10 protein-coding genes and 2 pseudogenes are annotated in these 12918 nt (G+C 35.1%); 7 read left to right on the forward strand and 5 right to left on the reverse strand.

The features are described 5' to 3' along the window. Positions 1–85: 85 nt before the first annotated feature. From U473_RS08260 to U473_RS08275, 3 genes and pseudogenes are all read right to left on the reverse strand, one after another. Positions 86–1914 (reverse strand): annotated as a pseudogene (locus U473_RS08260) (PrpR N-terminal domain-containing protein). A gap of 114 nt (positions 1915–2028) precedes the next feature. Next, on the reverse strand, positions 2029–3711 hold the full coding sequence (gene acsA / locus U473_RS08270; protein ID WP_068725234.1) for an acetate--CoA ligase: 1683 nt from the start codon (positions 3709–3711) through the stop codon (positions 2029–2031). 157 nt (positions 3712–3868) lie between these two features. Beyond that, positions 3869–4486 carry a TlpA disulfide reductase family protein gene (locus tag U473_RS08275; RefSeq protein WP_068725236.1) on the reverse strand — a complete coding sequence of 206 codons (618 nt, stop codon included), beginning with the start codon at positions 4484–4486 and terminating at the stop codon, positions 3869–3871. Positions 4487–4652: 166 nt separating this feature from the next. Here U473_RS08275 and U473_RS08280 point away from each other — a divergent pair, with 166 nt between their 5' ends. Further along, positions 4653–5189, forward strand: a complete 537-nt coding sequence (locus U473_RS08280) for a hypothetical protein (protein ID WP_068725239.1) — start codon at positions 4653–4655, stop codon at positions 5187–5189. 79 nt (positions 5190–5268) lie between these two features. Further along, entirely contained in the window at positions 5269–5415 is a 147-nt protein-coding gene (locus tag U473_RS14790; RefSeq protein ID WP_161937312.1) for a hypothetical protein, read from the forward strand. A 212-nt stretch (positions 5416–5627) separates the two neighbouring features. On the opposite strand, the gene U473_RS08285 is transcribed toward U473_RS14790, so the two are convergent. After that, the gene (locus U473_RS08285; RefSeq protein ID WP_082732450.1) at positions 5628–6104 is read right to left on the reverse strand and encodes a DUF456 domain-containing protein; all 477 of its coding nucleotides are present in this window, start codon (positions 6102–6104) and stop codon (positions 5628–5630) included. 15 nt (positions 6105–6119) lie between these two features. Further along, entirely contained in the window at positions 6120–6857 is a 738-nt protein-coding gene (gene nfsA, locus U473_RS08290; RefSeq protein ID WP_068725243.1) for an oxygen-insensitive NADPH nitroreductase, read from the reverse strand. A 278-nt stretch (positions 6858–7135) separates the two neighbouring features. Between nfsA and U473_RS08295 the strand changes: the two genes are divergently transcribed. From U473_RS08295 to U473_RS08320, 5 genes and pseudogenes are all read left to right on the forward strand, one after another. Then, complete coding sequence (locus U473_RS08295) at positions 7136–7336, forward strand: cold-shock protein (protein WP_068725245.1); 201 nt, start codon at positions 7136–7138, stop codon at positions 7334–7336. A gap of 280 nt (positions 7337–7616) precedes the next feature. Further along, complete coding sequence (locus U473_RS08300) at positions 7617–9362, forward strand: 2-oxoacid:acceptor oxidoreductase subunit alpha (protein WP_068725247.1); 1746 nt, start codon at positions 7617–7619, stop codon at positions 9360–9362. A gap of 1 nt (position 9363) precedes the next feature. Next, positions 9364–10224, forward strand: a complete 861-nt coding sequence (locus U473_RS08305; RefSeq protein ID WP_068725249.1) for a 2-oxoacid:ferredoxin oxidoreductase subunit beta — start codon at positions 9364–9366, stop codon at positions 10222–10224. Between the two features lie 148 nt (positions 10225–10372). Further along, a complete protein-coding gene (locus U473_RS08310) occupies positions 10373–10912 on the forward strand; it encodes a flavodoxin family protein (protein ID WP_068725251.1) in 540 nt (179 codons plus the stop codon). A 315-nt stretch (positions 10913–11227) separates the two neighbouring features. After that, a pseudogene (locus U473_RS08320) lies at positions 11228–12776 on the forward strand (NAD(P)/FAD-dependent oxidoreductase). Positions 12777–12918 lie beyond the last annotated feature (142 nt).

A 12918-nucleotide genomic window follows, 5' to 3' on the forward strand; every position in this document is an offset into this window, starting at 1 on the left:
TTTCAATACTTTTATATAATTATTTGAAAAAATAAATCTCCAAAAATAAAAAATGCAACGATATGTTGCATTTTAAAACATATACTTATATATTATCACTCATTTTACTTTTTATTTTCCTCCATAGTGTAGACCGATTAATTCCTAATCTTTTTGCCGCTTTGGATTGATTCATATCTTCTTCTTTTAAGACTTGCATAATAATATTAAATTCCATTTCTTCTAGAGTCATATTTGGAGGTAGATAAATATTCTCTTTATCTGATTTTTGAACAAAGGAATCCTTATATCTTTGTTTCAGAAAAAAAAGGTCTTTTTCCTCAATATAATAACCTTTTACACGAAAGATTACTTCTTCAATTGTTTTATCTAATTCTTGAACATTATGAGGCCAGGGGTATTCTTTTAAAATTTCCAAAGCATCAGATTTAATCCCAACAACTTGTTTCCCATATTTCGTATTATATTTTGCAAGAAAAAGGCGGACTAAATCTGGTATATCATTGATTCTCTCTCTCAATGGAGGAATAGATAGTACAAAAGGAGAAAAGAAGTGGCAAAACCGTTCCGCTTCATCACTCTTTTTAATAAACTCTTGTATTGTAATTTGGGAAGATAAAATAACTTTAAGATTAGGCCATTTTTGATATCCCTTTATGATGAGGTGATATATTTTTTCAGGAATAACTTCTACTCCCTCTAAATATAACGTGCCTCCTTGGACTAACTCAAATAAATTAGATGAATGCCCAGCGTTTGATAAATACTCCTCAAATTTGTCAGATTCATTATCATAAAAAGAATAGGAGAGAAAAATTCCTTTAAAAAATGAACTAGCTTGGTGAATGGACTCAGCTAACATATCTTTTCCAGTTCCTTTTTCCCCTGTTATCCATACAGGTTCTTTTTTAGATGCATAATATTTTGCTTGTTCAACTAAATCGTTCATAGATTGACTTGACTTAATAAATTGCCCAAAGTTTGCTAAACCATCTTTTTTAATCATTTTTTTAACCTTGTGTTTGTTTAATTCTATCCAAATATGTTCTAATCTTGGATAATTTATAAAATAGTAAACGAACTTTGTTTTTCCCTCAATCATTATTTTCTTTTTATTTACAACAATTTTCGTCAGGTTCTCTCCAATTTTAATTAAAAAAAGATCCTTATTTTGATCAAATTCAAACTTTGAATCAGGGAAAGTTAGTTTATTACCAATTTCCAGTGTATTAAAAAGTGATTTTGCAATTTGATTCATATAGATGATGTTATATTCATCATCAGTTAACAATATACCTCTATCATCATGCTCTATGAGATATTCTAATTGTTTCCTTTCTACTTCTTTCCTTTTAACAATTTCATATACTTTATGAACGTTTTCCAAAGCTTCTCTTACCGACTCTTGACCTGAAGTAATGAGTATACCCTGAAGCCCCATTTTACTAGCGACATGAACAGTAATTACATCACCTAGTACTATCTCAATCCCATTATCTATCGCTTGACGAATTGCACCTTCAACTTCCGATTCATGATAAACGGTAAATCTAGAAATATCAAAATCCAATAGAGTACTTATTGAAGCTGCCCCTTCAGTAGTATTAGAGAAACCAATAATCCCAACCTTCCCTTTATAATCTTTTATTAGTGTAAAAGAACGCAAAATATCATAACCAGAAACCGGGATTTCAACCATAGGTATCATTACGTTTGCCCTAATAAGTGTCGCAGTTCCCCCCTACTTATTAATAGATCATATCCTTCCCTTTCTGCTCTTTTGGCAATTTCAAGCCCTTTTCTCAAATCACCAACTTCTGCATTTACCACTAAATCTTCATGTTCTTTGGCTAAGTCTAACACGAGATCTCTCAAACCCTCATAAGGCGCAATTACTTTTACTTTAATCTTCATTTCTCTTCTCCTTTAGATTGTTGCAAAATACGACAACATTATTATATCCATTGTTTTCTAAAAATAAAAGGAGTAAAGAGAAAAACCGTCCTTATTTAAGGACGGTGATAAAATCTAAACTTCCATTGTAGATAAATCGCCTGGTGGTAATCCTAATTCCCATGCTTTTAATACTCGGCGCATAATTTTTCCAGACCTTGTTTTAGGGAGTGTATCAATAAACTCTATTTGTCTTGGTGCGGCATGTGCAGCCAGATTTTCTTTTACAAATTGACGAATTTCTTCTTTTAGTTTTTCTGTGGGAACGACTCCATTTTTAACAGTAATAAATGCTTTAACTACTTCCCCTCTAAGCTCATCAGGAATCCCGATGACTCCTGCTTCAGCAACAGCCCAGTGCTCGATCAGCTTACTTTCTACTTCAAATGGGCCTACTCGTTCACCTGAGGTGTTGATCACATCGTCCTTTCTTCCTTGAAACCAAAAATAGCCATCCTTATCTCGATAAGCTTTATCACCTGAGATGAACCAATCGTTAATAAAATACTCTTGATATCTTTCTGGATTGTTCCAGATCGTTCTTAACATCGCAGGCCATGGTTTTTTTATCGCTAAATTCCCCATTTCATAGGGTGGTAATTCTTTTCCTTTGTCATCCACAATTGCTAAACGTATGCCAGGTATTGGTTTTCCCATTGATCCTGGTCGAATAGGGATTGTCTTGTAATTGGCACAAATCGATGCTCCTGTTTCTGTCATCCACCAATTATCATAGATTGGTTGCTGAAACACTTCTTCACCCCAACGAATCACTTCGGCATTTAAGGGCTCCCCTGCTGATAAAATATGCCTTAATGTAGAAAGATCATACCTTCTTGGAATCTCATTTCCTTCCCGCATTAACATCCGAAATGCCGTAGGTGCACTAAACCAAACCGTAACCTGATATTTTTCAATCGTTTTATACCAATCATCTACACTAAATCTCCCACCTCGGACAACAATTGGAACACCATTTAACCATGGAGAAAATATTCCTGCAGATGTTCCCGTTACCCAGCCGGGATCTGCAGTACACCAATAGATATCAGTCTCTTTTAAATCATATACCCATTTACCTGCCATATATTGGTGTAACATCGCATCATGTACCTGCAAAACCCCTTTTGGTTTTCCCGTTGACCCAGAAGTATAATGAATCAGCATTGGTGTTTCTCGGCTAACCCATTCAATCGTATATTCCTGAGAATGATTCATTAGATCTTGATATAATACTTGATTTGGTGATTCTACCTCTTCACTACCGACTAAAATCACATATTTAAGTTCATGTAATTCACTAATTGGTATCCTAGAAAGAAGCTGGTGTGTCGTTACAATTGCTACAGCACCACTATCTAATAATCGATCTTTGATCGCCTCCTCCATGAATGCTTCAAATAAGGGACCAGCAATCGCCCCAATTCGAATAATTCCAAGTAAAGAAATCATCAATTCAGGACTGCGTGGCATGAAAAGAAATACACGATCTCCTTGTTGTATGCCATAATTTTTTAATCCATTTGCAAATTGAGATGAAAGTTGTTTTAAATCTGCAAAAGTATACGTTTCTTCCCTTTGCCCATCCCAATATAAGATAGCAGGATGATCTCCTTTTCCTTCCTCCACATGGCGATCAATCGCTTCATACACAATATTCACTTTGTCTGTTTTTGCCCAAGTAAAGTGTTTTTCTGCATCTGTCCACTGAAAACGATGATATGTTTCTTCATAATTACCTATATTCGCATTTTTCATATCGATGTCCTCCTTTGATACGTTATTGTTATAAAGTCATTATAATTGTTATATAACAGACTTTCAATAGTTTTTTTCTAAAAATTCTAAAAATTCATTAAATAATAGTAGACATAAAAAAACTGGGCTTTTCCTGCCCAGCTTATCCCATTACTTGTTAATTCATATCCCTTAAAATCGTCTCTACATCATCATAAACGATTGCACCTAGCACTTTTTGTTGAATTACACCATTTGTGTCAATAAAATAACTGGTTGGATACCCTTGAATTCGATAAAGTTCTGTAACTTCACCCTCTACGTCATAGACAACGGGAAAGGAAATTCCGGCTTCTTTCATATATAGTATTGCATCATCAATGCTCTTTTCTTCAGTCGTTACGTTAACCCCCAAAACAACTACATTTTGATCTTTATTTTTTTCATAAATACGGATCAGATCAGGCATTTCCTTTTTACAAGGCGGGCACCAAGAAGCCCAAAAATTTAACAATACTTTTTTCCCAGCAAATTGCGACAAGGAGATTTCTCGTCCTTGTTCATCAGTCAATGTAAAATCAGGTGCTTTATTCCACCGATTGATTCCAACCGTTTGTTCTGGAGATTCTTCGTCTAGGTGTACTACCGGTGTATCCATTTTTTCAGAACCCGCAAGTTCGTTCGATGTTGTACTTTCTTTTTGGCTTGTAAAAGTGGGTGGATTAAGAGTCACAGTAAGTAACAAACTTAACCCTAATAGTAATCCCACGATTAACCATAACTTCTGAACTTTCATTTTCGTACCTCCATTTGCTGATCTGACCATTTAATATCTCATGATTAACTATTCAGTTGCTTTTCATGATATTCCTTTTTAATTAAAAGCATGTTTAATTATTTTTCATCTTTTGGTGACACTTTATTCCTTGTCTAGTATGATTATAATTAAGGAAGTGAAAACAATGGGGTTATCATATCAATCATTAGCAAATGCGATGTTACATGAAAAAAAATATCTATTGCGATATCACAAGCATCATGATTTTTTGTTTCCATTTGTTTTGACAACTATTCTTGAAGTTGAAGATGTATTTAATCGTCTTCCTCCCCTCCAAGTAACCAAGGAAGAGCTATTTAAATACGAAGAAGATTTTCATTCATTTATTCGAAAAATCGCTGGTTTTTCCTGTTCAATTGCACTTGATACGATTAAAGAAGGTTTTGCAAACAATGATTTTTATACACAGTATACAAAAGAAGAAAGAGAGAAATTAGCTCATTATATTTTCCAAGAACAAAAAAATAACTTTCAAGAAATTTTAAATTTAGCCATAGATGAATGCACAAAAGAATTTTCAAGCACCTTTCATCTTTATTTTCAAGCCTATTTAAAGCCATCGATCTTTCGTTTGTTGATCGATCTATTTCAACATACATTTGTAATAACCATCATCTCCGAACCAAAGCCGTTTAAACAGGAACCAATATATACCAAGTGAATTCCTTGAAATCTAGAACATACTAAGAATAATGACTTTTTGAGTCAGATAATTCTAATTGTAATAGGGAGGATCTAACATGACTAAGAAGGATAAAAAGCAGCAACAACAAATGGGTCCTAGCGTTACCTCTAAAGTAACCTCAGAACAACAACACTGGCATACAGCAACAAGTGACGATGAAGAAGCTTATGTAAATGAAATGGAATCACTAACAAAAGATTAAAAAAACACCCAAAAAAGTGACGACCTCCTTCGAAGCGTATTTTGATTACTTTTGTGGGGTTCCGTTAAAATTTAAAGAAAGGAATTCCTTTTTTTGGAATTCCTTTCTTTGTCTTTTGCGATTCCTTTTTAAGAAAAAAAGAAATACAATAGGAAATAAGAATAAACCAACAATGACTAGACTTAGTGAATTCAACATATATTTAATCGCACTTAGTCGATCACACGAAAGATGAAAAGGACAATCATCACCATTTGTAAAATAACCTTTGCAATGCTTCCGCCTAATAAACCGATTAAAGAAGCGGTACCGATTTGAATTGCTTTTTTAAATTGAACCCCTCTCATCATTTCAACTGTGATCACTAGAACAAATGGACCAATGATCACCCCTAAAGGTCCAATCAACAAAGGGCCAATAATCATTCCTAAAACTGCTGCCCAGGCCCCTTGTCTCGAACCCCCACGTTTCTTGACCCAAGAGCCACTTGCTACAAAGTCCACAATAAAAATTAAAGCAGAGAATAGAAGCATCGTGAGCCAAAATTGCCAACCTACCAAAGGGGAAATAGCGTAATGGTAGATTGCAAACCCTAACCAAATAAACGGAACGCCCGGGATCACTGGCATAACAATCCCAATAAAACTAATTAGAAAAGACAGGATAATTAATATCCACCAAATTAACATCAAAACGATTCCCCCTTATTCCATGTTAAACCCTTTACCTTGTATAAATCTACGTAAATAATTTCTTAAAGGTTTCGAAAATAATCTTGCCATCATCTTCGACCAATTATCATTTCTTTTTCCATCTGTTCTTTTTACATAGTATGCTTCTATTTTTTGATCATACTGTTTAATCACATCCAGCTGATTTTTATTGTAGCTATTTTGATGAAGAATCACAGATAGGGGTAAACGTTCCTTTTGTTCTGGTACGGGTTCTTTGGGATAGCCAAGGCACATACCAAACAACGGAACCACCAGTTCAGGAAGCTCAAGAATTGCACTCACTTCCTGAGGTTGATTACGAATTGCACCAATGTAAACACCACCAAGACCAAAGGATTCAGCTGCAAGCATCACATTTTGGGCAAACAAAGCTGTATCGATCGTCGTTAGCAAAAGGCTCTCCAATGTTGAGAAATTTGGCTCAATCTTTTCCTTTTTTACAACTAGTTGTAAGCGAAAAAGATCTGCACAAAATACGAGAAATACTGGAGCCTGTTCAACATAGGTTTGATCCCCACTAAAGTGAGCCAATTGCTTCCTTTTTTCTTGATCTGTGACTTGAACCACACTATAAGCTTGGATAAAGTTGGAGGTAGAAGCCAGCTGTGCAGCAGAAAGAATCGCTTCAACTTTTTTCTGTTCTACTTCTTGATCCGAATAGTTACGAATACTTCGATGGTTTTTCATGATTTCGATCACTTGATTCATTGTACCGCTCCTTATTGTTAATAATCTTACCTCATTTTAACTATTTAAATAGTAAAATTCAATTACGATTGACAATTTAAAAAATTCATGTTATTATAGTCCCACCATTATTACATATGTGTTCGTAAGATTTGAATAATGAACGGATTTACAATTTGATGTATTACGTATTATTCGTCTTACATCTTTTGTGTAAATTCGTTTTTTTATTTCTTATCATCCATATTGAATAATGGCAAAAGGTAAGCGTTGTAACGCGAATTTAGGAGGTATTTTTTATGCAAGAAGGAACAGTTAAATGGTTTAATTCTGAGAAAGGCTATGGATTTATTCAAGTTGAAGGTGGAAACGATGTATTCGTACACTTCTCCGCAATCCAAGGCGAAGGATTCAAAACATTAAATGAAGGCCAAAGAGTTAGATTTGAAATCGTTGAAGGTGCACGCGGTCCACAAGCTGCTAATGTAGAAAAATTATAAGCGAGATCTTCTCGTTCATATATTCGTTTCTAAACGAACTTAGTCCCTAGTAAACTAGGGGCTTTTTTTATCGTTAAAAATACACAGACAAAAGTATTTTTTATATTTATTTTTACTATTTTTAACGTTATAATAGTAATAAATAAACTGTAGTATTATATTTTCCACAACTGTTTTATAGGCTTGTTTTGCTAATATACTATAGTTTTAAATTATTTTAACACCTGTTTATTCAGGAATTGTTAAAACTGTTATATTTGAAATGGGAAGGAGTATTATTATGCGAAATGAAGTTGTTTGGAAAGTTGGCGGCCAACAAGGTGAAGGTATTGACAGTACTGGTGAAATCTTTGCCTTAGCATTGGCACGAAAAGGTTATTTTATTTCATCCAATAAGCATTTTGCTTCTCGTATTAAAGGTGGTTATACCCACTATCAGATTCGTGTTACCACTGAACCAGCTTATTATCATGGTGATTATACTGATGTATTATTGGCACTTGACCAAGAAACAATCGACAATAACCTCGAAGTGATGAGTGAAGGGTCAATTATTCTTCGTGATGGAAAAGAAGAAACTGTCGAGAAAAATAACCATATTACCACCTTTATATTACCGCTTACACAAATGGCTGAAGAAATTGGCGGGAAAATCGTTCGTAACATGGTTTCACTTGGTGCATCCGCCGCATTGTTTGGTTTAGACGAGGATCTTTTTGATTCATTAATTGAAGACAAATTTAGTAAAAAAGGTGAAGAGATCATCAGCATGAACAAAAACGCGGTTCGTGCAGGCCACAAAAAAGCAAAAGAATTCATTAAAGCTGGCAAATTATCTGTGATTCAATTAGAAAAACCTGAGCAACAAATAAGTCGTAGCTTAATGATCGGTAATGCTGCAGTTGGATTTGGTGCTTTAGCAGGTGGATGTCGTTTCCTATCTGCTTATCCTATTACTCCAGCTTCTGAAGTAATGGAATGGTTAAAGAAAGAATTACCACGAGTGGGTGGGACTGTTGTACAAGCAGAGGATGAAATTGCAGGAATTACCATGGCGATTGGTGCTGCATATTCTGGTGTACGAGCAATGACCTCTACTTCTGGACCAGGTTTTTCCCTAAAAACAGAGGCACTAGGTTTAGCAGGTATCTCCGAAACCCCACTAGTGATTATGAATACTCAACGCGGGGGTCCTGGAACTGGTCTACCAACCAAATATGAACAAGCTGACTTAAATACGATGATCAATGCAGGACACGGAGAGATTCCTCGTATTGTATTAGCGCCTTCTACTGTCGAAGAAGCTTTTTATATGACAGCACAAGCCTTTAACTATGCGGAAGAGTATCAATGCCCTGTCATCTTAGCGATGGACTTATATTTATCCCTATTTAATCAAACAGTGAATAAGTTAGATTTCTCCAAAATTCAAATCAACCGTGGTAAGTTGCTTTCAGATGAAGAAGTCGCTCAAAATGAGGATCGTTATTTCTTGCGTTATGAAGTAACAGAAGATGGGATTTCAAACCGATCTATTCCTGGTCAAAAAGGTGGTGTTCATACAGCAAACTCCAATGAACATAACCAAACCGGCCATATTGATGAGGATACAACAAACCGTGTCAACATGATGAAAAAACGTTTAGGTAAACTCGCAACTCTTACTGATCAAGGGTTTAGTGTAGATGGCACAAAAGATTCAGATCTATTGATCATTGGGTTTGGCTCAACATTTGGTGTTCTTCAAGAAGCAAAAAAATCTTTAGAAAAACAAGGGTTAAAAGTAACCCACACCCATATCAAACGCCTTACACCATTTGATACATCTTTAACAGACTATATTTTAGCTGCAAAGAAAGTGGTTGTGATTGAAAATAACTATACTGGACAGCTAAAACGTCTAATTCAAATGGAATGTAATACAGGTAAAGAATTAGGAAGCATTGTAAAATACGATGGTAATCCATTTACATTAAAAGAAGTTGTTGACCAAATCAATGCAATAATGGCTAAGGAGGTAAAATAATATGGCTACTATGAAAGATTTTCGTGGAGATCAACCAACATGGTGTCCTGGTTGCGGCCATTTCAGTGTGATGGCAGGCGTTCAAAAAGCTGCTGTCGACTTAGGCATGGAACCACATGATATTGCAATCATTAGTGGTATTGGTTGCTCTGGTAAAATTTCAGAATATACCCGTGCATACGGATTCCATACCCTACATGGTCGTTCCTTACCCATTGCTCAAGGTGCTGCCATTGGAAATAAAGATGTAAAAGTGATCGCAGCAGGTGGAGATGGTGATGGTTACGGAATTGGTGTTGGCCATTTCGTTCATGCTGTACGCCGTAATGTGAACATGACATATATCGTCATGGATAACAATATTTATGGTTTAACAAAAGGTCAAACAAGTCCAACTTCTGCCCAAGGCTTTAAAACAAAATCTTCTCCAAAGGGAAGTGTTGAAAGCCCTGTTCATCCATTAGAAACAGCATTAGTGAATGGTGTTACCTTCTTGGCTCAAGGCTTCTCTGGGGATATTAAAGGCCTAAATGAAATCATGAAGGCAGCTTTACAACATAAAGGCTTTGCATTAGTTAACGTATATAGTCCATGTGTAACCTTTAATAAGGTGAACACTTATGATTATTACAAAGAAAACTTGGTGGATGTTTCTTCATTTGAAAACTATGATCCAACTGACCGTATGCAAGCCATTCAAAAAGTTCGTGAAACAAACGGCTTAATAACAGGAATCCTCTTTAAAGAAGATCGTCCAACATTCCAAGAATTAACACCAGATTTCCCAGAAATCGCAATAACAAAACAAGATCTAAGTCTTGACGTTTCCATATTAGAAGAAATTGAAAAACAATTTGCGTAAAAAATATATATAATTAGAAGAGTGTTATTACTTTCTTTTTCGTTTAAGGGCTAGAAAAAATCCTAGCCCTTTATTTTTATGTTATTCATATTTCCTTTTTTCTAGCATACATTATTATTTAAAATAGGATTTAGGGAGGCTAACCAAAATGAAACTTCTTACCCTTTATGGGAGCTCACGAAAAAATGGAAATTCAGAATCCTTGACCAAAGTATTATTACAAGAATTAAATAAAGAAGATTACCATGAGATTTATCTAATGGATTATCATATTAAACCAATCGTAGATAAAAGACATTCAGAAGAAGGCTTTCAACCTGTAGAAGATGATTATGAAGAGATTGCTCGAAAAATGCTAAATCATCAGGCTGTACTCTTTGTTACCCCATTATATTGGTATGGAATGTCTGGACATTTAAAAAACTTTATTGATCGGTGGACTGGAAGTTTACGTAGTAAGGAATATGATTTTAAAGAAATCATGAAAGGAAAGAAAATGTATGTGTTGATCGTTGGTGGACCAGCTTCCCCTCTAACTGGGTTACCTCTTGTTCAACAATTTCAATTGATTGCACAATTTTTACAAATAGAGTTTGCTGGTTACGTGATTGGAAAAGGAGTCAAGCCAAAAGAGGTTTTGGAAGATGAGGACTCAATATTAGCCGCAAAACAATTAGGAAAAAAATAAAGAAGGATTTGGAGTAGGAACATGAAAGAGTGCTCATTCAATTGGGAATGGAGCACTCTATTTTAATATTTCTTAATAATGTCATAGAGTACCTTGAATCCGATGAACTTGTAGGATTGATGTTTTAGCTTTTCACTTAGAACTTTATCCCCCCTTAGTTCGATAATTTGTCCAAATTAACAAAAATATGATATAGAAACAATGTACACATCAATTAAAATACGAACATTAAATAAATATTAAAAAATATTGTTTGTATTTTAGCTATTCTATGTTATCATTATGAATGGAAATTCAGGAATGAGGGTGATAAAGATGAACACACAAAATTATTATGATGTAATCCTTGTTGGTGCTGGACCAGCTGGAATTTTTGCAAGCTATGAATTAACCAAGTTAAATCCAGAATTAAAAGTGATTCTCATAGACAAAGGACAAGATATCTATCATCGTTCATGTCCTATTCATAAAGGAATTTTAACGGAATGCCCGACAACTAAAAGATTTGAATATCAAAGCTGTTACCCAACCTGTGCCCTTACAGGAGGATGGGGTGGCTCAGGTGCATTTTCCGATGGAAAGTTTAACATCACCACGGATTTTGGTGGCTGGATGGGAGATTATATTCCTTCCGCTGAGTTACTAGATCTGATTGAATATGTGGATCAAATCAATCTTTCTTTTGGTGCTACGGAAGAAACACATGGTAGTTTGCAAGTTTCGGAAACGATAAAAGCATTGGAACATGAAATTGATGAATTAGAAATATTAATCGACGAAGATACAACGTTAGAACAAAAAAACAATTAAAAGCAAAGAAAAAAGAACTTTATTCTTTAAAAAAATTCATGAAATTGAACAAAGGGCCACATCAGTGGGTATGAAACTATTAAAAGCAAAAGTCCGCCACTTGGGGACCGAAGAAAATTTAAAGATCTTAACTCGAATCTATGAATATTTAAAAGATCGATTAGAGATTCGACATCGTACAAAAGTAAAAGAAATCATCGTTGAAAATCAACAGATGAAAGGTATAGTTTTAGAAAACGATGAAATTCTTTTTTCCGATCACGTCTTTATTGCTCCAGGAAGAGATGGAAGTGAATGGTTAGCCAATCTTTTGAAAGAACAAGGTCTTACTCTAACCAATAACCAAGTAGACATTGGTGTTCGAGTGGAAGTGCCTAATACGGTGATGACAGATATCAATGAACATCTGTATGAAGCAAAACTCATTTATAACACCCCTACTTTTAATAATACTGTCCGAACCTTTTGTTCAAACCCTTCAGGTCGTGTAGTGATTGAAAATCATAGTGGTGTGATGACTGTAAATGGCCATGCTTTTAAAGAAGATTACGAAAAGCAATTTAATACTAATTTAGCCTTGCTTGTTTCCCATCATTTTACAGAGCCATTCAACGAACCGATTCAATATGCCAAATATATTTCTCGTTTGGCCAATATGTTAAGTAATGGGAATGTGATTGTTCAGCGTTTCGGCGATCTTAAGAAAGGCAGACGCTCAACAGAAAAACGAATGAAAAAAGGATTTATTGAACCAACCTTAAAAACAGCCATTCCAGGTGATTTAGCACTGGTTCTTCCCCATCGCACGGTAACGAGTCTCATTGAAATGATTGAAGCATTAGATAAAGTTTCACCTGGTTTTGCAAGTGAGCATACACTTTTATATGGAGTTGAAGCAAAATTTTATTCAGCTCGACCAAAGCTAAAGAATACATTTGAAACAGAAATTAAAGGCTTGTATGTCGGTGGCGACGGAGCAGGTGTTACAAGAGGCCTTGCCCAAGCAAGCGCTTGTGGTGTCGTTGTGGCAAGGGATATATTAAAACAAAAATAAGCATCGTTCGTTAAGTCCACTTCTCTTTTGAAGTGGATTTTCTCTGTTGACAGAACACCCGTTAAGCTGTATAATTTTCGCATACGAACATATATTCCCAATCGGTTTTACTTCCATTTTATCATCTTCTAAGGTACAATAT

This window comes from Tepidibacillus decaturensis (assembly GCF_001561915.1).
Taxonomy (GTDB): domain Bacteria; phylum Bacillota; class Bacilli; order Tepidibacillales; family Tepidibacillaceae; genus Tepidibacillus_B; species Tepidibacillus_B infernus.

What these genes read in the sequence shown, in the direction of transcription:
- acsA (WP_068725234.1), bottom strand. Translation starts at nt 3,711, where the DNA reads ATGAAAAATGCGAATATAGGTAATTATGAAGAAACATATCATCGTTTT.
- U473_RS08275 (WP_068725236.1), bottom strand. Translation starts at nt 4,486, where the DNA reads ATGAAAGTTCAGAAGTTATGGTTAATCGTGGGATTACTATTAGGGTTA.
- U473_RS08280 (WP_068725239.1), top strand. Translation starts at nt 4,653, where the DNA reads ATGGGGTTATCATATCAATCATTAGCAAATGCGATGTTACATGAAAAA.
- U473_RS14790 (WP_161937312.1), top strand. Translation starts at nt 5,269, where the DNA reads ATGACTAAGAAGGATAAAAAGCAGCAACAACAAATGGGTCCTAGCGTT.
- U473_RS08285 (WP_082732450.1), bottom strand. Translation starts at nt 6,104, where the DNA reads ATGTTAATTTGGTGGATATTAATTATCCTGTCTTTTCTAATTAGTTTT.
- nfsA (WP_068725243.1), bottom strand. Translation starts at nt 6,857, where the DNA reads ATGAATCAAGTGATCGAAATCATGAAAAACCATCGAAGTATTCGTAAC.
- U473_RS08295 (WP_068725245.1), top strand. Translation starts at nt 7,136, where the DNA reads ATGCAAGAAGGAACAGTTAAATGGTTTAATTCTGAGAAAGGCTATGGA.
- U473_RS08300 (WP_068725247.1), top strand. Translation starts at nt 7,617, where the DNA reads ATGCGAAATGAAGTTGTTTGGAAAGTTGGCGGCCAACAAGGTGAAGGT.
- U473_RS08305 (WP_068725249.1), top strand. Translation starts at nt 9,364, where the DNA reads ATGGCTACTATGAAAGATTTTCGTGGAGATCAACCAACATGGTGTCCT.
- U473_RS08310 (WP_068725251.1), top strand. Translation starts at nt 10,373, where the DNA reads ATGAAACTTCTTACCCTTTATGGGAGCTCACGAAAAAATGGAAATTCA.